The sequence below is a fragment of the Rhodococcus sp. IEGM 1351 genome, assembly GCF_030056875.1.
GTDB lineage: Bacteria > Actinomycetota > Actinomycetes > Mycobacteriales > Mycobacteriaceae > Rhodococcus_F > Rhodococcus_F opacus.
On record NZ_JASHKU010000031.1, the window covers coordinates 14,478 to 34,669 of the forward strand.

Genomic DNA, 20,192 nt, shown 5'->3' on the forward strand with positions numbered 1-20,192 from the left:
GCGTGTCTCCCAATAATTTTGGGTATTGTGCGGCAGCATATTTGCTGTGACAGAGGTGATGGATCGCTATCAGATGTTGACCGAGAAGCAGTGGGCGTTGCTCGCACTGCTGCTACCCAGCTCGGATGGCCTTCGGGGGCGGAAGTTCCAGAATAATCGACTCGTGGTGGAGGGGATGCTCTACCGGCTTCGTGCCGGGATCCCATGGCGGGATCTGCCTGCGCATTTCGGCCCCTGGAAGACGGTGTGGAAACGGCATCGACGCTACGCCGGGGATGGAACGTGGGACCGGGTACTCATGGCCCTGGCCGCGATGGCCGATTCCGGTGGCGATCTGGATTGGGCGGTATCGGTGGATTCCACCGTGGTGCGGGTGCACCAGCATGGCGCCAACGCCGCGCGTGACACAGGGGGATCTGCCGAATTACACGAATCTGCTTGACGAACCGGTCGATCACGGCATCGGCCGGTCCCGAGGCGGGTTGACCAGCAAAGTTCACCTGGCGTGCGACGGTGCCGGGCGCCCGTTGTCAGTGCTGGTGGGCCCTGGCCAGGCCGGCGACAGCCCGATGTTCGGCCCACTCCTCGACGGCATCTGTGTGCCGCGTATCGGTGGTGGCGCACCCCGCAGACGCCCGGACGAGATCCGTGCCGACAAGGCGTACACATCCAAGGCCAATCGAGAACTGTTACGCAGCAGGGGTATCAAGGCGGTCATTCCCGAGAAGTCCGATCAGGTGGCCAACCGCAAGAACAAGGGCAGCGCGGGCGGGCGGCCACCGAGCTTCGATGCCGAGTCATACAAGGGTCGCAACGTGGTGGAAAGAGCCTTCAACAAGGCGAAACAGTGGCGAGCGGTGGCAACCCGGTATGACAAGCTTGCCCTGACTTACCGGGCCGGATTCCTCCTCGCCGGCTCGTCGAATGGCTAAAACTATTGGGAGACATGCCCTAGGGCCCTGGCGGAGGTGCTGGCCGATCCGGATCATCGTTCGTGGCTGTCGACGCCTGAGCAGCGCCGGCGGTGAGGGCGTGATGCGTTGCTCCTACTGGGTCGGGATCCGGCAGCGAGAGCTCCGCAGCAGCAACGAAATACACGGTAGCGCAGAACCTGCCACTGTCGGCTGCGACTCTGCCGGGTCATGGACGTGGCGGCGATGGCAAGCCCCACCGAGGGCGGCGCAGGTGATCCTGGACACGAAAGATATAGGCAGGACACGAAAGGCGGAGGCGCTGAACGCCCGTCGTTGGTGCCACTGCAGCATGAACGCGTTCGGTGGTGTCGAGGTTGAGCGCGGCGTCCGCTGGGTTCGGGTGAGGATCAATGAAATTCTGCGGTACCTGATGGTGCCGACCCGGCCGGGTGATGACAACCGGCGGCCGTGTTGCTGGGACCGTGCCGGGTACTCGTCGGCGTACGGTGCTTAGGCGCCGTCGTCGTTAGGCGCCGTCGTCGACCTGGTGGCCGGGTGGGCGGCCTGGTACGTGTTCGAGCCAGTGTGCGAAGTCGTCGGCGAGGTAGTACCGGCCTGCGTCCTCGCGCAGTCGAGGCGTGGCCGGGAGCGAGGCGATTCAGGCGAGCAGTAGGCGGCCGCGGACCGGTGTGGCGGGACCGTGGCCGAGCAGCGATCTGCGATCTGGCTTCGAGTCCGTCCCAGCGGTCGCGAATGGGCCGGCGGCGGTCATGAGCGCAGTGTGCCATTCAGTGGTGTGCTCTTGGAAACGTCCGAACGGGAGGTGCCGTCGGTTCGCGGAGCGCGACAGCGAATCCCGTCGCTCTGCCGTCGAATGTCGGTGCCGCGGGATAGCGTCGAGTCGGTATCCGCCCGACGGAGGAGCAGCGATGAGCGCGGTCACGACGAATCAACCCCTCGGCACCCCCACCTGGATCGACCTGGGCATCCCGGATCTCGACCGGGCGATGGCCTTCTACGGGTCGGTCTTCGGTTGGGAGTTCGACGTCGGTCCCGAGGAGTACGGGCGGTACACGATGTGTCTGCTCGGCGGCAAGAAGGTCGCCGCGCTGATGCCGAATCCCGACGAGAACGCCACCGAGTTCTGGTGGAACGTCTACCTGGCGACCGACGATCTCGATGCGACGGTCGCTCGGTCCGCCGCCGCGGGTGGCACGCTGCTGATGGAGCCGATGGACATCGCCGACCAGGGTCGGATGGCGATGGTGCGGGATCCGTCCGGTGCGCAGTTCGGCCTGTGGCAGGGGCGGGCGCACGTCGGCTGTGAGCTCGTGAACGAGCCGAACGCGTTGTTGCGCAACGACTTGGTGACCCCGAATCCCGGCCCGGCGCGGGAGTTCTACGCGGCGGTGTTCGACTTCACGCTGGACGGGAACGACGACCTGCCCGGCGTGGACTTCACCTTTCTGCGCAGACCGGACGGGCACGAGATCGGCGGCATCGTGGGCGACCCGTCCGCCTCGGCGTCCTGCTGGGGCACGCTCTTCCAGGTCGTCGACACCGATGCGGCCGTCGCCGCCGCGCGGGCGAACGGGGGCACCGCGGACGATCCGACGGACATGCCGTATGGGCGGACCGCGGATGTCGCCGATCCGTTCGGTGCGAAGTTCACGGTGGGTTCCCCGCTGCCGGGTGTACAGGGGTAGACGCTCCCGTCGGGTTACCCGCCCACAGCTGGTGCGTGCGGGGTGGCGCCGAGGGTGATCGCCGGCCGCCAGCCGGGGTGCTCGGACGAGGCGGCAGCGCTGCTCGACGGCGGCCCGATCAGCCCGGTCGTGCGATGAACGCCCTGATCGAGATGCCCGCTCTGCCCCTGTCACGACCAACCACCGATGCCCTGTCGAGGTGGTGACGGACCCCGAGCAGGGCCTGCCAGCACACGCGCGTCAGCGGCCGGACGGCCGTTCACGAGAAATTCTCACTCGTGGGGCGATTGTCTGGGCGTGGGATCGGCGTCCTTGCGGTGAGTTTTCGCTGCACGAGGACTGGTTGGCCATCATCGGAGCATCCGCGCATCGTGGTGGGCCGCCTGGGATGCCGGCGGTTGGTTTCCGGCTTTTCCTGCCTTTTCATACTGGAGTATGATTGCAGTATGACGACGAGGTTCACGATCAGTTTGCCCGACGAGGACGCTCGCGTCCTCGACGCGTACGTTCGTGACCACGGTCTGGGTGGCCGGTCGGCGGGGATTCGAGCCGCGGTTCGGATGCTCGGGGAGGTGGGTCTCGAGCGCGATTACGCGGCGGCTTTTGTCGAGGGTGGTGTCGACGACGACTGGGACGTCACTTCGGCAGATGGCGAATGATCCGCCGGGGTCAGGTGCACTGGGTTGATCTTGATCCGGCGCAGGGCAGTGAAGCGGCCAAGCGTCGACCCGCTGTTGTGGTGAGTAATGATCGCGCCAATGCGACCGCGGAGCGGCTCGGTCAGGGGGTGGTCACTGTGGTGCCGTTGACGAGTAACACGGCACATGTGTTCGCGTTTCAGGTTCTCGTCGAACCTGACGAATCGGGTATGCCGCGTGAGTCGAAGGCTCAAGCGGAACAGGTTCGTTCGGTTTCGGTGCGTCGTCTCGACGGTGACCCGGTCGGGAAGCTTTCGACGAGAACGCTTGCTGCGCTCGAGGAAGCTTTGCGGCTGCATCTCGATCTTCTCTGAGTCGCGTCCCTGCGGTCGGTCTGACGGGTTCATCAGGTGGGGCACCCGTCGCACTTTCGCGGCGGCCGTTCCGATCCCGCCGCGCGGCCCTGCCCACGGTGAACTCGGAGAAATCCGCGAGAGGCGCACCGCTCTCAACACTTTTCTCTTCTCGCGGGCCCCGGTCTGGGAGGGGACCGTGACAACCCGTCAAGGACCGACGTCGGTGACCGCGTTGGCGATGAGCGGCCTTCCCGCGGGTGCAGACCGCCAGCATCGATGCTGTGGTGTGCCCGGGCAGCGTGATCGCAGTCGCGGTTCTCCTAGCTCACGATGAATGTCGCAGCGCTGCGCCGTGCGCCTGCTTCGCGGCGCGCACCGAGATCCGGTCGGGAGCGACGTGCTTCGGAGCCGCCGTGAGCCAGGATGTGCCGTCCCCGTTCGCCAGGAGCAGTTGCGCATCCCGTCGTCCCAGGCCGATTGCGGCGTCGATGAAGGCGCCGTCGAAGAGCAGGTAGCTGAGGAGGACTGATCCTGCGCCTTTCCTCTCACATGACGGTGCTCGCGGAGTCGCTGGGTACGTCGTGACGAGGGCGGGCAGTCGTGAAGGTGGAGAGGTAGTCGTCCGTGATCCTGACGGGCCGACCGAGGTGCCGGGTCCCGATAACGGTGAGCCTGTGGAAGTTGCCGAGAGCTGCATCGATGCCGGTGCGGGCTGGGACTGGGACGACTGGAAGGAACACCGGGGCGACATGCTCGCCGGTGCCTCTCCGGCAGCCCGTGAGCCGATGCTCACATTGCTCGACGGTCCGCCGGCGGGGTCTATGTCCAGGACGAAGCCCCACCGGACCAAGCCTGGACGTAGGAGGTCGCCGCGAACCCTGCCACCGTGGTCGTGTTCGTCGGGGTCCGAGGCTATTGACGGAAGTGCCAGGTCCAAGCGATGATTTGGGTATCCCACCTGCGGTGGGGTGAGGGCCTGTCCCTCTGTTGGAGATCACTCATTGGGCAGCACCACAACGGTCGCTGTCGTCGCGTGTCCGCCAACAGAAAGGGGTTCACATGGCCCAACCCGAAATTCTCGTCTCGATCGCCTTGGTGATTGCCGCCTGCTTCGTCTTCTTCGTGACGGCCTGCCTGGTCACCGCCGTCCTCATCGTTATCCTCACCGGCAGCACCGCCGGTCTCCGCGACTTTGCGAAGGTGATCGTCGCCCTCGGCCGGGTGATCCGGTTCTGGTTCCGGTTCGGCAACTGACCCGCGCGAGGCTTCACACGCGAGGACAGTCCCCGGCCTCGGGCCGGGGACTGTCCGCATTCGAATTTTCGCCTATCCGTGTTGCCGCGTAGCCGTTCCGGGTTCTCATGTGCGTCGGATGGTCACGGGCGTCATCGTCGACTGCGTTCGCGGCGAGCCGATGGAGATGTCATCCGGGTGGATCACCTGGTGGACATGCGGGCCGGCGATCTCGTGCAGGTCATGTCCCAGCAGGGTGGCGAACGTCGGATTGACGTCGAGCAGGCGCTACTGGTCGGCGTGAGCATCGGAATAGGACTGCGCGCCAACAGGAACCGGTATCTTTCACCGTTCAGCGCGCCGTCGTCCGCCGGGGCCGGTGTGCCGGATGTTCGGGCTCCGCATTTGTCGGTGGCTGGTTCAGCCCGCGCGGCGACGGCGGGGCAGGTTCGCCATCAGGGTGTCCCATTCGCCGAACCGGTCCGGTTCCCGGTCGCGCTGGTGCGGGGGCGGTCCCAGCGAGGACGTCATGGCGGCGGCAGGCGATGCATGTCCGGGTCGACGCGCCCAAGGGGGGCCGGCGAGCGGCCGGGCGCCATCGCTATCAGCTGATCGGTGACGCCCGGTGACGGGAGGGAGTCGCCCCGCAGATGATGCTCGAGGTCGATTTTTCGGCGGCCGCGGGCGTGTCCGAGCCTCACGGACCGAGTGGTCCTGGCGGCGTGCCGTGGTCAGTGGCCGGTGAGGGTGCGGTCGGTGTCGATGTGGACGTCGAGGTGGACGCCGACCTTGCTGCCGAGGTTGACCAGGGCGTCGAGGGAGAACTTGCTCAGTTTGCCGCGGTGCAGGTCCGAGATCCGCGGTTGGGTGACGCCGAGGTTGTCGGCGGCCACGGCCTGGGACCAGCCGAAACGGTCGATCTGTGCGCGTATCGCGGTCATCAGGTCGGCGCGCAACTGCCGGTTGTAGGCCTCGCCGGGGGTGTCACTGATCGCCTCCCACACGGAGGTGGTTTCGGTGATGTCTTTGTCGGTCATGATCTCTCCTGTGCGTACGCCTGGGCTGCCTTGTAGCGGCGTCGGCCGAGGTCGATGTCTGCTTTCGAGGTCTTCTGTGTCTTTTTGTGGAAGCAGTGCAGCACGTAGATCGCCTCGCCGAACTGGGCGACGTAGAACGTTCGGAAGGCGCCGTCCGGAGTGCGGACCCGGATCTCGCGGCATCCGGGCCCGACATCCTTCATCGGTTTCCAGTCGTCCGGATCGAGCCCCTGTTGGGCCCGGCCGAGTTGGTAGCCGAGATCGTCCTGTGCGGCGGCGGGCAGATCGCGCAGGTCGTCGAGTGCGCTACCCACCTATCGGATCGGTTTCTCGTCACCTCGGTTCACCTCCCCAGGTTATATCAGTACGAATATATGCTGTTGTGTGAGGTGGAGGCCCGAAGGTGTTGCGCGTCGTTGAAGGTGACGGCGTCATTGAGGTTGACGACGATGCGGTGCGAGAACGCCCCGCTCGGGGGTGGTGAGCGGGGCCGTGGTGGGCGTGGTGACGGGGTGGTCGTCAGGTTGACGCGGTGGTGGTCGGGTTGATGGGGGTCGGGTTCAGTCCGCGGCGATCTCGCTGCCGATGGCGTGGTCGGCGGCGAAGGCGGCGGTAAGCGCGTGCAATGCGAGGTCGTTCACCGCGCGCGGGTGTCCGCGTGAGGCGCCCACGGATGAGCCCGATCGCGTCGTCGGAGAACAGGGTCTCGTCGCGGCCGGCGATGCGACAGTGGTGGCGGATGTAGTCGGCGGTGTCGGCTGCGCTCATCCCGGCGATCGTGTAGCGCACGGCGATGCGCTGGTCCAGCGCGGCGAGCACACCGAGGCGGAGGCGGTGCCGCAGGGTAGGTTGGCCGACCAGCACGACCGCGAACGGGGACCCGGAGAGTCCCGCTCGTGGTTGGTGAGCAGGCGGATCGCTTCGAGCTGGTGGTTTCCGATGCGTTGCTGCTTCTGGTTCATGAACTGAAATCGAGATCTCTTCCGCAGCAAAGTAATACACGACAGCAGCATCTGTGTCGACTGCCGCTCGATCGGGCACGGACGTGGCCTCGATCGCAGAGATCGTCGGTGCGGCGCGGGCGATCCTGGTCACGACGAGGCGGAGGCGCTGAACGCCGTCCTGGCGGGCGGTGGGCCCCGGCACGCCCGCAGGGCCGTGTTCCGGCTCCCAGGCACGCCCCCAGCGGCGAGCCCGGCCGGTTCCTGATCCGGCCCCGATCCGGTCATGATCAGGACTCCGGGAGCGCAGGCAGAACCTGGACCGGGAACCGGCACGGCAGTATCAGCGGCATGATGGAGATGCTGCCGTGGCCTGCGTGCGTGATGCGGGGGTGTGGTCCTGCTGCTCGTGGGGTGCAGTGATCGCTCGATCAGCGGCACGAGCGGATAGGTGCAGACGCGGGAGCTTCCCGATCGGTGGAGCACAATGGGGTGCCATGGACGATGTGGAGTTGGTCGAGCAGGTGCGGCGGCGGTGGGAGCAGGGTGTCCCGCCGAAGGTGATCGCGCGTGCTCTGGGCGTGCGGCCGTCGGTGGTGGCGCCGTTGGTGCGCCGAATCGCTGCCGAGGCGCAGGCGTCCCGAGGATTGGGGCGGGTGCTGGGGTGCTGGGTCAATTGCGGCTGGAGTGTCGGGCTGGGCCTCGAGGGTCATCCGGAGTGGGCGGAACTGGATGCTCCCGCCGGTGAGGTCGAAGGCTTCGCGCAGGTGTTGGTGGCACGAGAGGGGCGGCGTGGTCGGGCGACGCTGCGGGGCTACCTGGCCGACGTGCACTGCCTGGGGGTGAAGAACACCCGTGACCCCGAAACCATGGATGCGGGCAGGATCCCCACCGCCGTCCGCAGGTACTACGCGGCGTTCGACCGTCCTGCGGTGGAGATTCCGATCGAACTCGGCCGTGAACTGATCCTGGGGGCGGCGGCGTATGCGCGTGGGCTCGGTTTCGAGCCCGCGGATACGTTCGATGGTGATGCCGCCGCGTTCCTGGGTGAGTGGGACGGGTCGGGTCGGATCGAGTTCGGGAGGGACGGTCAGCCGTTCTACCTCAACGGGCCCTACGACAATCCGGCTGCTGTCATTGCGACCCTCGAGCGGTCCGTGGGTGCGGGGAACTTCCACGTCTCGGTGGCCGCGGGACCGATGTGATTGTCGCGGACAAACCCGACGTCGAGGGGCACGCCCGACTCCATGGGCGGTGAGCCGAGCAACAGCACACACCGGCACGCGTACGGGAAGCGCCGCGACCAGCCGGACACCACAGACGGACCGGCATCGGTGTTCGATGGGATCGTGGTGGGCGAGCGGGTCGATGTTCGCCTGTCGGCTTCACCGCAGGTGGCGCCCCGTACGGGTGTTTCGAGGGCGAGTCGGACGACGGCGCATTCGACGGTGTCGCCGCCGATCCGTTCGGCTGGCTCCGGCACCCGGCCCCGGGGCCGGTGGGCCCATCCTGTCCGGCCCGCTCGACTCGACCCCGGGGCCGGTGGGCCCATCCTGTCCGGCCCGCTCGACTCGACCCCGGGCGGTCATACATGTGCGCTCTCGACGCCGGCACCCACATGTCGAGTGTGGCGGTGCCGAACGTGCATGCCGAGACCGGATTTCGGTTGTGCTGGCGTGTCTCTCGGACCTGTCTCCGGATCCAAACCGGCCGCGAATACCCGCACGGTAACCGGCTACTACAGGGCAGTCGGCCCACCGCGTTTCGAGCTGATCGTCAAAGGAATGCCGACGAACGGCCAGGACAGTCGGCGGAGGTTGCTTCGATCACCGCACTGGCCGAGCATGCCGATCTGCCAGAGACAGTGCGGAATCTCAGAACGGTGGCGGATCCGCCACGTCACCGCCAAACGTTCTCCCAGAGGTGCGCGATCGGCTATCGCTGTACGGCGCGCTGCGTCACACGGATGCCCTCGCCGGCGAGGAACTCACGGGCACGACCCAGTTGGCGGTCGGCGGCGAAGATGTACCACTGATCGGCGAGGCTCTCCCGGTGGACCAGGTCGCGGAACCGGCCGAACGCGCCCCTGCCCTCGATCGCCCGCTCCAGCCGCTCCCGCAGCGCCGCATCATGGCACCGCCCGGCGAAGGCCGCCATGTCACGCCAACCGTCCCGCGAGCCGGTGCGGTCGAACCGGAGCCACCGGTCGGGTTCGGCCTCCACGTCGACGGCGGCGTCCTCCCCAACCATCGCCGGGTCGGTGCTGCTGTCGTCGTACACCTCCCCGGTGCGCAGGTCGACGTAGCCACCGGTCGACATGCCCGGATCCCCCTCCAGCTCGCTACCGAGCATCTCGAGGTCGACCGGCACCACCCGTCCCGTCAGCGGCTCGCCGCGCAGGCACGCGAGCAGATCCTCGGCCAGCACCCCGTCACCCGTGCCGCCGCGCCACGTCAGCCGGTTGATGACCGACACCGCCACCGGCTCGGCCTGCTCCCGTCGCTGCTGCAGTGCCATCGGCATGCCGGCCCCCACCTGTTGCAGCGCGTCGTCGACGTCACGCCCGCGCACCGCGGCGAGAAAGCGGACGGCATCTGCTGTCGCGATAGCGGCGCGCAGCTCGGACACCTCGAGCGCGGGCACCTGCTCCCGTGCGGGCCACGCGTGCAGCAGCATCGGATGCGGCTGGGGTGGTCTGCGCGGCGCCCGGCCTTCCCCGTCGTCGCCATTCCACCGGCGCCCGTACTGATCCGGAATGCTGCCCCAGCCCCAGTACGGCAGGGGGTTGCCGGGGGCGATGCCCAATACCTGGATAGGGTCGACCTTCTCCCTCCCGACCACACAGCGGTGCGTCCAGTCATCGCCCAGGTCGAAGGTGAACTGGAACTCCACACCCAGCCCCAGCAGCCGGGCGACCTTCGCCGACTCGATGTCCACCGGCTCGGTGATCGGCCCACCGACCGACTCCACCATCTCGGCGCCGGTCTCGGTGTCGGTGACCACTCGTCCATCGGCAAGGGTGAACATCGACAGATGAGAGCGGTCCCACCGGGCGAAGCCGTCGTTGATCGCATTCGCAAGGTCCATGAAGGTATGCGACGGTCCGACCGCGAAGACGCGGCCGGGCCACGGCCACAATTCCTCGCCGCGCCCGCCGAGCAGCTCCACCGTCACCGACAACCACGTTCGTGCCATTATCCGAGGATGGCATGCGGGCCGCGGCGCCGCCCGGCCGCAGCCGCAAACACAGACCACACCGCCGTGCCACGTGTGTCTGTGACCCATCGGCGTGGCCCACGGTCGGGCGTGTTGGGCGGCGAAAGGAGTGGATGTCTTGCTCTGCCGAACTCGGCGCCGATTTGAGAATCGCGGCGACCACGCGGCCGCTGCCGCTCGACCGTCGCCGGCCGCGCGGTAGGTCTGGGTCAGTGCCAGGAGTTCCACCAGAGGACTATGGGCACCAGCGAAGGGTTGCCACACCATCGAGCTGTCTCCCAAGCCGTACGGCGGGATCGGAATCACGTCATCACCTCCTGGTCGTGATCGGGGCTGGTGTCGGGGTGATCGGTCGATGGTTACTCCCATCGGGTGGCGTTCCATGCGTCCGTGCAGAGGAAGAGCCTGTTCTGCTTCTTTTTGGTGATTTCGGTGAGGATGTTTTCGTCGACGAGTTTTTTTGATGGCGGTGTTGGTGGCTTGGAAGGTTTTCCCGGTGAGGGTGGCTGCGGTGTTGACGTCGATCACGGGGTAGCCGATGAGCCATTCGGCGATTTCGATGGCTGAGCCGCGCAGGCCTTGTTCGCGGAGTCCGAGGATCATGGTGTCGCGGATTTTCATCAGTCGCTGGATGCGTTCGAGGCCTTCTTTGGCTTGTTCGGCCACGGCGGTGGAGAAGAACTCGATCCATGGGTTGTAGTCGCCGGTGATGGTGGTGTTGAGGAGGCCGTCTTGGTATTCGTCGCGTCGGGCTTCGAGCCAGGGTGCGATGTTGAGGATCGGCCATCGCAGTTCGCCGGCTTTCATCGGTTGGAGGAGTGTGATCAGGCGGCCCAGTCGGCCGTTGCCGTCGCCGTAGGGGTGCAGGGTAGATTTCTTGAACCTATCCCGCTGCACTCGCGAAAGCTTGAATGAACGGAACCCTCGTTCAAGCAAAACGCCTATTGCTTGAATCGCACCGGCGCACGTTGTAGCCGGCACCCGACCCGCGGGGTGCGGGCCGTCTTCGTTGTGATCCCGTTGTGACCTGATGTGATGGCATGTCCCGGGTCACCCGCCCGGACAGGTCGAGGAGCAGGACGGTGGCGCCTGGACCCTCGCCTGGGGTGCCCCGGGTCGTGAGGGGCGCCGAACGTAGTTGTGATGTGGGGTGCCGGCGGGCACCAGCGTGCCCGGTGTCGAGCATGTCTTGAAAGTTGTTGTATTTCAATATATTTTGCTAACAGGTTGGTGAACAGTGCTTTCCGTTGAGGATGCACAACCGATCGCCGTCCCGCCGTTGTGGTGGATCTTGTGGATCTGAACGCCTTTGACGGGAAGGTGTCGAGGATCGGTTGCACACTGGTCTCCTGCGATTGGGGAGGAATGCACCCCGGGACTGCCACGGTGGTCACGGTGGATCGTCGGGGACCGCCCACAGGCCCGAGCCGGACCGTCGGCCGGTGTGGGGGATCAGTGCCCGGAGCCGGGCGGCGTCGTCGCGCAGTGCCTTCTGCAGGTGGGGTCGGACGTCCTCGGCGACGTCTGGTGGGAGTGGGCAGCCTTGGTGTACGAGGTCGGCGGTGTTCTCGATGAGCCGCGCCGCTCGCATGAGGAGGGGCTCCGGCACAAAGACGGTGGGGAGGTCGCCGTCGTGGTCTCGGGTCAGGACGCCGAGGGTGGAGATCAGTGCCATCGCCGTTGCCGGCTCGTCGGGACCGGTGTTGGCGCCGGCGAGGGCGGCGACTTCGACGAGGGCGGCGATCGTCGCACCGAGGGTGGGCAGGGGCATGGCGATGGTGCGGGGCAGTGTCAGCAGGTCGGCGCCGGGTGCCTCGTCTTTGATGCTCAGGGCCAGTTCACGGGCGAGGGTGCGCAGGGTGTGATGGTCGAAGTACCGGCGGGCGGTGCGTTCGGTGATGCGCATCTGCTCCGCTACGGCAGCGACTCGGTCGGCGAGCAGGTCCTCGAGTCGGTCGGTGGGGACGGTCAGACCGATTCGTGCCAGCTCCTCACCGAGGATGGACGCCGTCGTGCTCACCCACGATGATGGTCGCGGCATCGAGGCCTCCTGATCCGAGCGTTCCACCACACCTGGTCTGTCTACCAGTCCGCCCGCGGTGGCGGCGGCAGGCGACGGGAAACGTCAGGACCCGGACCCGGACCACCCCGCGGTCCGCTCCAGCCCGAGGTACGGGTGCGCCGGGGGAGGTCACCGATCGGTCGAGGCACCATTCGCTGGATCAGCTCTGGTGCCGTGCCGCCGGTGTCGGATCGTACGTTGTAGTTTCCGGCCTGAGCTGGCGTGGGAAAGCGGGGAACTCCTCCAGCCAAAATGGTATAGTTTCTATACATGTCTGGGTTTGAGTTCGATCCGAACAAGAGCGAAGCGAACCTGGCCAAGCACGGCATCGATTTTCTGTCGGCGCAGGCATTGTGGCGAGATCCTCACCGGCTCGAGGTGCCCGCGAGAACTACGAATGAGCCGAGGTGGCTGGTGATCGGTGTGATTGACGGAAAATGGTGGTCCGCGGTGGTGACCTATCGTGCGGACCGGACCCGGATCATCTCGGTTCGGCGCTCACGTGATGGAGAGGTGGCGCTTTATGAGAGCTGACGAGTTCGACGAGCGTTTTGATGCCGGCGAGGACGTGACGTTCGCGCTCGATACGGCCAGGGCCCGGCGGCCGGGTGAGGAGCAGCGGCGTGTCAATGTCGACTTCCCGGCGTGGATGATCGCTGAGTTGGATCGTGAGGCGACTCGTCTCGGGGTTACCCGGCAGTCGCTGATCAAGGTGTGGATCGCCGAGAGGCTCGAACGCAACGGCTCAAGGGTCGCCTGATCCTGCCGCGGTGGCGTGGCGGTACGGAGGGCTCCATCCGTGGACTCGGCTCGGTGGTCTCGGTGTGGGGGCGGTAGTTCCGTCGCCGCGAGTTGGCCCCCATATGGGCGAAGGCGCCTATGTCGGTGCGCATTTCGATTCCTGGTCGAGCACCGGCGCCCGGGGGGGAGTCGGATCGGTTCACCGCGGATGATCTGGTTGCGGCGGGTGTTTGTGTCGGTGCAGGTCCCGCCGAGGGCGCCGCGGGCGATCCTGGGCACCGAAGGCGGAGGCGCTGCGCGCCGACGACGCGGCGTTGCATCACCGGTTGCTGTCGATCCGCGACGCCGCCGGCCTCCCCGAGGAGATCTCCGTACTGCGCGTCTTCGACGTGATCATCTGGATGGACGGCAAGAACCGCGGCCGGGGCATCGGCTCTGACCTGGAAAGATGACACGTCCCACTGTGGCGGTGCAGTAGTTGCAGACGGCCTCGGAATGACCACCCGTCAGAGCGTGCTGAAGGCTCTGCTCTTCGGTCATCGGAAGGCCAAACTTCCACATTGGTGTTTTAATTTGGAACAAGATGGGGAAGGAGGGCGAGTATGACCGTCACCGACACCAGAACCGCGCTTACTGCCAACTCCGCCCGAGAACATCTCGTGCGCCTGGACCGTCTGCGGTTGATCGGCAAGGCGCAGGACGAGGGCTACACGTTGCGGGAGATCGCGGACCTTCTCGAAATCTCGGCCACTCAAGTCCACCGGCTCGCGCAACGCGTTCTGCAGCAGCCTGATGAACTCGCGGAAACCCCGCAGGAGGTTATTTACCAGCGTTCGGCCGGTGTGATCACCGATGCTGAAATGCTGGACAGGCTGGTGCACTGGAACTACACGTTCGGTTACGTGCCCACTGAAGGGGGCCAGCCGATGGACGCTTACGCCAAGGGCAGCTGGGACGACATCCGGCGTGCGTACCGGCGAGGTCTGCTCAGTGAGGACGAGTGGGAGGTCCTGTTCGATTGCACGCGGGGAGCGCGAGAGGCGCAGCGCGCTAAGGCTCGAGGGCGAGCGTGATCGCAGACCCGCTGCGCGCGGTGGTCTCTCGTCAGTTAGTGCATCTCAGCCAAATAGGGCAGCCGTTGCATTTTGCAAGCGGCCTGAGCACCGCTGCCCTGTTATGAGGGTGATCGTTATAGGGACCGGACGTTGCGGGAGGTCATCGAGTGGTACCTCGACCTGGCAGAGCCGGATCGTGACGGGCAATGCGCTGCGATAATCTCTGCGGGTCCCCCGGGTGCCGGCAAGTCCACTGCCCTACGCGAGCGTGGTCTGGTCGACGGTAGCTACCGATATCTCGACGCGGACCGCGTCAAGGATGAACTCTTGCGCCGCGCAATCAGCGATGGTCACTATGCGGAGCTCCTGTCGACGGTGCTCGCCGATTCGCATCCGATAGCCCCCCGGGAACTCGCGGCCTTGGTCCACGCCGAATCCACGGAAGTCATCGACGACGTCCGCGAAGTGTGCCTGCAGCGACGCGAGAACGTCGTCATCGAAGGTACGTTGCAGTGGGGTCCGCTCGGAGACATCCTCATGGCCCAACTCAGTGAGCATGCGTACACCGATGTTCGCATTGTCGACGTCGAAGTACCGGCATCGGTAGCCCACGAGCAGGCGGTGCTTCGGTGGTGGGAGGGCCGGCGCAAAGGAATCAGCGGACAGGACTGGATGGGAGGTAGGTTCACGCCGCCCGCGGCGATCGACATTCTCTATGAGAATGGTCCGGTGAGCCGTTGCGCAGCCCACGCCCGCGCTGCGTTCGAAAGTTCTCTCGCAGCGTCGATTACGCAGGTCACCCTTATCCACATCGATCCGAGACTCGGCGACGAGCCGCTGGTCTCTCGGCGCATTGAGGGCAAGCTGGTCGAGTAAGGAGACCCTGTCTGCCGTGGCGAGCATGATCAGCGTGGCCGAGCGGGGAATGTAGGAGAGTGGGGGCGTACAACGGCAATCCGGCGAACATTGACACCATCGCGGCGGGGACACCGGTGTGGCGGGTGCGCTGGACGTCATCGGCATATCCTCCGAATGCGTTTGGGCCGCATCAACATCGCACCCTGGATCGATGCACGCACCCTCGATACCCGCACGTCTGCCATTCCGGCGCAGGGGCGTTTCGAGCCGGTCCACGACCGGGCCGTGTGCCCGGGTGGGGCCGCGCTGGGCGGTTACCTGTATCTCGGGCTGTCCGTGGGTGCGGTGGTCGCCGAAGGCATCCTGCGTGGCCAGGACATCCCACCGGACTTGATCATCCGAAAGCGGCTCTTGGCGGGGAAGTCCTTGGCGCAACTCGTGGTGTGCGACGACGTCGCAGTCCTGGACGTGTCGGACGGGAATGCCCGGTCGCAGTCGGGCAACGGCTAAATAGGTCTATTGAACTGCACTTATTGCGTTATATAGTCGCAGGTGCGACCATATGCGTATGGGTGAGATGTCGGTGTCGGCGGCGGCTGCCGAGCTGGGCGTGTCCGGCCGGCAGGTCACTCGTCTCGCGCGGGCGGGGGAGTTGGTGGTCACGCGGGAGGTGGGGAAGGCGTTGTTGTTGGATGCGGGGTCGGTGCACCGTGTGGCGCAGGCGGGCCGCCATCGGGGTCGGCCGTGGAACGGGGATGTGGCGTGGGCGGCGTTGGCGATGTTGTCTGGTGTGGGGGTGGATTGGATTTCTCGGTCGCAGGTGAGTCGTTTGAGGCATCGGCTGCGCCGGGCGAGCGCGACCGAGGTGGCGTTTCTTGCCCGCCGGCGCGCGCGGGTGCACCGGATGCGGGGGTGGGGTGATGATCTGAACACTCTTGTCACCGGCGGGTACGTGGCGGCCACCGGGGTCAGTGCGCTGACCCATGTTCCGGGGGTGGCGGGCCGGTTCGGTTTGTCGGGAAGGGCTGGTGGTGCGGTGGACGGGTATGTGGTCGGCGACGACCTCGACGGTGTGATCGATACCTTCGGTTTGGTGGCGGACGGTGAGGGGGACGTGACGTTGCGGGTGGTCACTGCGCTGGACCGGTTTTTCACGACGACGACGTTGCCGGTGGCGACTGTTGCGGTGGATTTGATGGAGTCGCTCGACACCCGGGAGCGCAGCGCCGGGGCGCGGGTGCTGGGGGAGTTGCTCGATGATTTCCGGTGAGCGGCCGGTGTGGACGGTGCAGGCACCGGTCGGTGGGTGGGGGCCGCCGTGGCCGCAGGCCGCCGAGATCGCCCAGATGATTCCGTCCGAGCAGTGGACGTTGATCGGCGGGTTGATGGTTCAGCTTCATGCGGTCCGCGCGGGTGTGCCGCCGACCCGGGCGACGGTCGATGTCGACATGATTCTGCATGTGGAGACCGGTGCCGCGACGTTCGGCGGTGTCCGTGCCCGGCTCGAGCAGCTCGGATACGAGTTGCAGATGCCGGTGAGGGGGCGGGTGCACCGGTTCGTACGTTCGGGTGGTGTCGAGCAGGTCGATGTGATGGTCGCCGACCACCTGGCACCCCGGTATCGGCCGAGGGTGTCGGGACGTGAGGTGTTCGCCGTTCCTGCGGGCACGTCCGCGTTGCGCAAGACGGTGGACTGCCTGATCGAGATCGATGGGGTGTCAACCAAGTTGAGTGTGCCCGATATCCTGGGGGCGTTGGTGCTCAAGGGCGCAGCCTACCTGGAAGATCCCCGCGATCGGGGGCGTCATCTCGACGATGCCGTGGTGTTGGCGTGCGCCATCGAGAACCCCATGGCCGATCGGGCACGGATGAGGGGAAGCGATCGCGGCAGAGTCCGAGCCCTGGCCGAGGTGTTAGTCGATCCGGATCATCGGTCGTGGCTGGTGATGCCCGAGCAGCGCCGGAGACGAGGACGTGATGCGTTGCTACTGCTGGTTCAGGAGCCGAGAACGAGAGCTCCTCTGCAGCAACGGAATACACGATAATGAGACACTTTGTCGACTGCCGCTCTACCGGGCGCGGACGTGGCGTAGATCGCAGGTTCCCCCGACGGCGGTGCGGGGCGATCCTGCACACCGAGGCGGAGGCGCTGAGCGCGCTTCTGGCGGCGGTGGGACCGGATCGGGGCCCGGTTCGATGAACCGGACCCGCTGACCCCTGGGCGGCCCGCCTGGGACCTGGAAATCGCCCTGTGGGCGCTGCCGGGGATCGGGCGGACGAAGGCGACGGACCTGATCGCCCGCAAACGCCTCCTGCTGTACCCGATCTTCGGTTTCGGTCGTGAGTCAGGTCCTGGGCACCGCCCGGGCACATCTGAACTCGGTCCGGGAGGCGTTGCGCGCCGACGACGGGGCGTTGCATCACCGGTTGCTGTCGATCCGGGAGGAGGCCGGCCTCCCCGAGGAGATCTCCGCGCTCCGCGTGTTCGATGTGATCGCGTGGATGGACGGGGAGAAGTCGCGGCCTGGGCGAGCGCTCTGACCTGGGAAGGTGACACGTCCGGGTGGGGTCTTCGGCAGGTGCAGGAGGATGATGGGTATGCGGATGAAGTTTCATGAGCAGCTCGACGAGCTGACGGACCGTTTGGCGTCGATGTGCCGGCTGGCCGGGGATGCGGTGCAGGCGGCGACCGAGGCCCTGGTGCTGGCGGACCTGCCCCTGGCGGAGCGGGTGTTCGACCTGAACGATCAGATCGAGGAACTGCGCGGTCCGTGTGAGGACCTGGCGATGGCGCTGTTGGCGTTGCAGGGCCCGGTGGCGCGTGATCTGCGTCAGGTGGTCACCGGTGTGCACCTGGTGGCGGATCTGAGCCGGATGGGCGGGCTCGTGCAGCATGTGGCCGAAAGCGTCCGCCGCCGTCATCCCGAGCACGTCGCTTCCGGTGAGGCGGAGGAATTGCTCTCCGAGATGGGGCGGGTGGCGGCCGAGTTGGCCGGCCTCGCCGAACGGGTTCTGCGCACGCACGATCCCGAACTGGCCGCTGAGCTCGGTAGGCGCGATGACGAGCTCGACGATCTGCATCGACGGCTGCTCACCTTGATCGAGGATCCGGCCTGGACCGGCAGCATCCCGGCCGCGGTCGATGTGACCTTGTTGGGGCGTTTCTACGAGCGCTTCGGTGACCATGCCGTGGTGGTCGGGCGCCGGGTGATTTTCCTCGTCACCGGGGAACAGATGACCCCGTAGGTCGTCGCCGTCACGGGCCGCATCGCCGCCGATCCGAGTGTGGACTTCGCCCTGCCCGTTGGTGTGCGCGTTCGTGCCGATGGCGGCAATGGTGGTGTGGTTCTTCATGTCGATGGCGCTGTTCTTCACCCCCCGACCGAACCTGCTATTCGGGTTGTTCGGTGTCGCGGGCGGCGGTGATGCGGTCGTGGACCGGAGGTTTCGAGGTTTGTGCGGTGGTGCGGGCGGCGGCGTGGGCGCGGGTGTATTCGTCGTCGCTGAGCCGATGGGGTGCGGGGGTCTGGTGTGGGCCTGTGGGCGAGTTCGCGTCTGGGGTGATGCACCGTGGGTTTTCGTGCCGGCCGAGGCCCGGTCGCAAGCATCCGCTCCCCGGAGCCTGGTGGGGGCAGGTCAGGTTCGGCGACGCTCGGCTGGCCTGGGTGGCGTGCTTGGTGCTTCGGTAGGAACATTCTGCGGCACAATGAATGTCGGTGGCGGTGTGCTTGGGTTCGGGGGGTGGGGGCGTGTCAGGGGGCGAGGGTGTGTCCGCTTCCGGTGGTTTTGGCTTGGTACATGGCGGCGTCGGCGCGTCGGATGAGCGTTACTCGGGTGTCTTCCGGTCGGGCGAGGGCGATGCCGACGCTGGCGGTGTAGCGAAGTTCGCGTCCGGGCGAGTCGGGTCCGATGTGCAGTTCGGTGATGCGGGTGGCGAGGGTGATGGCCTCGGTGGTGGTGGTGTCGGGGCAGACGATGAGGAATTCGTCGCCGCCGATCCGGGCGACGGTGTCGGTGGGGCGTATGACCGATTGCAGTTGTTCGGCCAGCCGGATGAGGGCGTCGTCGCCGACGGCGTGGCCGAGCCGGTCGTTGAGGGTTTTGAACTCGTCGAGGTCGATCAGCAGCGCCGCCACCGTGCGCCCGCTTCCGCGTGCGGTGTCCAGGGCGGCGTCGATCTGCTGATGCGCCAGGGCGCGGTTGGGTAGCCCGGTCAGTGAATCGTGCAGGCTCAGATGCCGCAGCGCGTCTTCTGCCTCGATGCGCCGGATCGCCGCGGCCAGTACGGCGGTCACCGAGCGCAGGAACATCACCTCCCGGTCGGAGTAGTCGCGGGGGCGGGCACTGTGTGCGGTGAGCACTCCCCACACCGTCTCGGCGCCGATGGGAACGCAGACCCCGCTCCGTAGCCCCCGGGAATTCATGGCGTCGGTGGCGAACCGGTGCTCGCCGTACCGGTCGGGGCAGATGATGATCTGATCGGTGGCGGCCGCGTATCCGGGCTGGGAATCGGTACCGGGGGCGAAGGTGTCCGGGACGGGTGGTTGACCGCGGTAGGCGAGCACCCGCAACGCACCGCCCGGCTCCTCGGCCCGGGCGACCGAGGCACAGTTGACTCCGACCAACGCGGCGGCTGCGTCCGCCGCGGCGACGAGGACGTGGTCGAGGTCGCCGTCGACGGCGAGCTGACTCAGGTCGGCGAGGGCGCGTTGTTCGCGGACCCGGTACGCGGCTGCCTCCAACGCGGTGTGCAGGCGCTGTTCGTGCTCCTGGGCGGTGCGCAGGTCCTGGGCGATGCAGGCGATCACCGCAGGGCGCTGGTCCTGCGTGTGCTCGATCACGTAGGTGGACAGGGTCACCGGGATCGGTTCACCGGTCAGGAAATGCCGGAACTCCGACCGGCCCTCCCATCGGCCCTGTTCGAGCAGGGCTGATTCCATGTCGGGGGCCTGGATGAATCCGACGTCGGTGAAGAATTCCGGTGCCCAGCGGGCGGCGACGGCCGCCTCGTCGGTCAGTCCCATCAGCTGCATTCCGGCGGGGTTGAGGTAGCGCAGGCGTCCGGTGTCGTAGTCGGCGAGTGCGACCATGTTCTGGGCTTCCTCGATCGCCGACAGCAACATGCGGGCTTCCGCTGTTTCCGGTTTCATCCTGGCCGTCCTCCCAGCCTCGATGTGCGGCGCCGCCGTGGTGTACACCCTTGCAGGTCGAGCCTTCGCATTGCTTGTGATGAGTCGAGTGAACACCGACAGATCCGATCAGTCGATGGCCGATGCGTCCAGATCGCGGGTGCACCGTCCCTCGCTTGCATCGTGACGGCGCCGGTGGTCGGGTCCAGTTACGTTTTCGGGTTCGGCGTTCGGGGCCCGTCCATTCCCGCACCGCCGCCTACGTCCGCGGCAGATTCGGCCGAACATCCGGACGATCGGGCTATT

General features: G+C 66.6%; 23 protein-coding genes and 1 pseudogene. 18 read left to right on the forward strand and 6 right to left on the reverse strand.

Annotated elements, in window-relative coordinates; translation table 11 throughout:
• Nucleotides 1–58 precede the first annotated feature (58 nt).
• From QM806_RS35245 to QM806_RS35265, 5 genes are all read left to right on the forward strand, one after another.
• Nucleotides 59–932, forward strand: a protein-coding gene (locus QM806_RS35245; protein WP_283294489.1) for an IS5 family transposase whose coding sequence is annotated in 2 segments (ribosomal slippage) — nt 59–397 and nt 399–932 — 873 coding nt in all. Because the reading frame shifts where the segments join, the coding sequence is not laid out codon by codon here.
• A 911-nt stretch (nt 933–1,843) separates the two neighbouring features.
• Complete coding sequence (locus tag QM806_RS35250) at nt 1,844–2,620, forward strand: VOC family protein (RefSeq protein WP_167120118.1); 777 nt, start codon at nt 1,844–1,846, stop codon at nt 2,618–2,620.
• Nucleotides 2,621–3,066: 446 nt separating this feature from the next.
• Nucleotides 3,067–3,279 (forward strand): ribbon-helix-helix domain-containing protein, encoded by a 213-nt coding sequence (locus QM806_RS35255; protein ID WP_037232310.1) that lies wholly within the window; start codon nt 3,067–3,069, stop codon nt 3,277–3,279.
• Nucleotides 3,276–3,632 (forward strand): type II toxin-antitoxin system PemK/MazF family toxin, encoded by a 357-nt coding sequence (locus QM806_RS35260; RefSeq protein ID WP_061043268.1) that lies wholly within the window; start codon nt 3,276–3,278, stop codon nt 3,630–3,632. The genes QM806_RS35255 and QM806_RS35260 overlap by 4 nt, the downstream gene beginning before the upstream one ends.
• Before the next feature lie 1,041 nt (nt 3,633–4,673).
• Nucleotides 4,674–4,868 (forward strand): hypothetical protein, encoded by a 195-nt coding sequence (locus tag QM806_RS35265; protein ID WP_061043271.1) that lies wholly within the window; start codon nt 4,674–4,676, stop codon nt 4,866–4,868.
• Between the two features lie 710 nt (nt 4,869–5,578).
• Here QM806_RS35265 and QM806_RS35270 read toward each other — a convergent pair.
• From QM806_RS35270 to QM806_RS35280, 3 genes and pseudogenes are all read right to left on the reverse strand, one after another.
• Nucleotides 5,579–5,884: a helix-turn-helix domain-containing protein gene (locus QM806_RS35270; protein WP_061043273.1), complete on the reverse strand. Its 306-nt coding sequence runs from the start codon at nt 5,882–5,884 to the stop codon at nt 5,579–5,581.
• Nucleotides 5,881–6,198, reverse strand: coding sequence for a type II toxin-antitoxin system RelE/ParE family toxin (locus QM806_RS35275; RefSeq protein WP_120659064.1), 318 nt, complete (start codon nt 6,196–6,198; stop codon nt 5,881–5,883). Before QM806_RS35275 ends, QM806_RS35270 begins: the two co-directional genes overlap by 4 nt.
• Before the next feature lie 246 nt (nt 6,199–6,444).
• Nucleotides 6,445–6,825 (reverse strand): annotated as a pseudogene (locus tag QM806_RS35280) (ExeA family protein); the annotation flags it as partial.
• A gap of 497 nt (nt 6,826–7,322) precedes the next feature.
• On the opposite strand from QM806_RS35280, the gene QM806_RS35285 reads away from it, so the two are divergent.
• Complete coding sequence (locus QM806_RS35285) at nt 7,323–8,030, forward strand: hypothetical protein (RefSeq protein ID WP_061043275.1); 708 nt, start codon at nt 7,323–7,325, stop codon at nt 8,028–8,030.
• Nucleotides 8,031–8,760: 730 nt separating this feature from the next.
• On the opposite strand, the gene QM806_RS35290 is transcribed toward QM806_RS35285, so the two are convergent.
• Nucleotides 8,761–10,020 (reverse strand): UPF0158 family protein, encoded by a 1,260-nt coding sequence (locus QM806_RS35290; protein WP_120659063.1) that lies wholly within the window; start codon nt 10,018–10,020, stop codon nt 8,761–8,763.
• A gap of 393 nt (nt 10,021–10,413) precedes the next feature.
• Between QM806_RS35290 and QM806_RS35295 the strand changes: the two genes are divergently transcribed.
• Nucleotides 10,414–10,608, forward strand: a complete 195-nt coding sequence (locus tag QM806_RS35295; RefSeq protein ID WP_283294423.1) for a hypothetical protein — start codon at nt 10,414–10,416, stop codon at nt 10,606–10,608.
• 12 nt (nt 10,609–10,620) lie between these two features.
• Complete coding sequence (locus QM806_RS35300; RefSeq protein ID WP_283294425.1) at nt 10,621–10,956, forward strand: hypothetical protein; 336 nt, start codon at nt 10,621–10,623, stop codon at nt 10,954–10,956.
• A 475-nt stretch (nt 10,957–11,431) separates the two neighbouring features.
• Here the strand turns inward: QM806_RS35300 and QM806_RS35305 are convergent, their stop codons facing one another.
• Nucleotides 11,432–12,082 (reverse strand): hypothetical protein, encoded by a 651-nt coding sequence (locus QM806_RS35305; protein WP_283294426.1) that lies wholly within the window; start codon nt 12,080–12,082, stop codon nt 11,432–11,434.
• Between the two features lie 291 nt (nt 12,083–12,373).
• Between QM806_RS35305 and QM806_RS35310 the strand changes: the two genes are divergently transcribed.
• The 10 genes from QM806_RS35310 to phoU all read left to right on the forward strand — a co-directional run bounded on the left by QM806_RS35310 (nt 12,374) and on the right by phoU (nt 18,003).
• Nucleotides 12,374–12,637, forward strand: a complete 264-nt coding sequence (locus tag QM806_RS35310) for a BrnT family toxin (protein WP_283294427.1) — start codon at nt 12,374–12,376, stop codon at nt 12,635–12,637.
• Nucleotides 12,627–12,863 (forward strand): type II toxin-antitoxin system BrnA family antitoxin, encoded by a 237-nt coding sequence (gene brnA / locus QM806_RS35315; protein WP_283294428.1) that lies wholly within the window; start codon nt 12,627–12,629, stop codon nt 12,861–12,863. Before QM806_RS35310 ends, brnA begins: the two co-directional genes overlap by 11 nt.
• Before the next feature lie 211 nt (nt 12,864–13,074).
• Nucleotides 13,075–13,296 carry a DUF6308 family protein gene (locus QM806_RS35320; RefSeq protein WP_283294429.1) on the forward strand — a complete coding sequence of 74 codons (222 nt, stop codon included), beginning with the start codon at nt 13,075–13,077 and terminating at the stop codon, nt 13,294–13,296.
• A 150-nt stretch (nt 13,297–13,446) separates the two neighbouring features.
• A complete protein-coding gene (locus QM806_RS35325; protein ID WP_283294430.1) occupies nt 13,447–13,917 on the forward strand; it encodes a MerR family transcriptional regulator in 471 nt (156 codons plus the stop codon).
• 132 nt (nt 13,918–14,049) lie between these two features.
• Nucleotides 14,050–14,775 carry a zeta toxin family protein gene (locus QM806_RS35330; protein WP_283294431.1) on the forward strand — a complete coding sequence of 242 codons (726 nt, stop codon included), beginning with the start codon at nt 14,050–14,052 and terminating at the stop codon, nt 14,773–14,775.
• 156 nt (nt 14,776–14,931) lie between these two features.
• A complete protein-coding gene (locus tag QM806_RS35335) occupies nt 14,932–15,267 on the forward strand; it encodes a hypothetical protein (RefSeq protein ID WP_283294432.1) in 336 nt (111 codons plus the stop codon).
• A 52-nt stretch (nt 15,268–15,319) separates the two neighbouring features.
• Nucleotides 15,320–16,027 (forward strand): hypothetical protein, encoded by a 708-nt coding sequence (locus tag QM806_RS35340; RefSeq protein ID WP_283294433.1) that lies wholly within the window; start codon nt 15,320–15,322, stop codon nt 16,025–16,027.
• Nucleotides 16,014–16,802 (forward strand): hypothetical protein, encoded by a 789-nt coding sequence (locus QM806_RS35345; RefSeq protein WP_283294434.1) that lies wholly within the window; start codon nt 16,014–16,016, stop codon nt 16,800–16,802. Before QM806_RS35340 ends, QM806_RS35345 begins: the two co-directional genes overlap by 14 nt.
• Nucleotides 16,803–17,097: 295 nt before the next feature.
• Nucleotides 17,098–17,298: a DUF6308 family protein gene (locus QM806_RS35350; RefSeq protein WP_167121206.1), complete on the forward strand. Its 201-nt coding sequence runs from the start codon at nt 17,098–17,100 to the stop codon at nt 17,296–17,298.
• Between the two features lie 57 nt (nt 17,299–17,355).
• A complete protein-coding gene (gene phoU, locus QM806_RS35355; protein WP_283294435.1) occupies nt 17,356–18,003 on the forward strand; it encodes a phosphate signaling complex protein PhoU in 648 nt (215 codons plus the stop codon).
• A 506-nt stretch (nt 18,004–18,509) separates the two neighbouring features.
• Here phoU and QM806_RS35360 read toward each other — a convergent pair.
• Complete coding sequence (locus QM806_RS35360) at nt 18,510–19,907, reverse strand: sensor domain-containing diguanylate cyclase (protein WP_283294436.1); 1,398 nt, start codon at nt 19,905–19,907, stop codon at nt 18,510–18,512.
• Between the last annotated feature and the right edge of the window lie 285 nt (nt 19,908–20,192).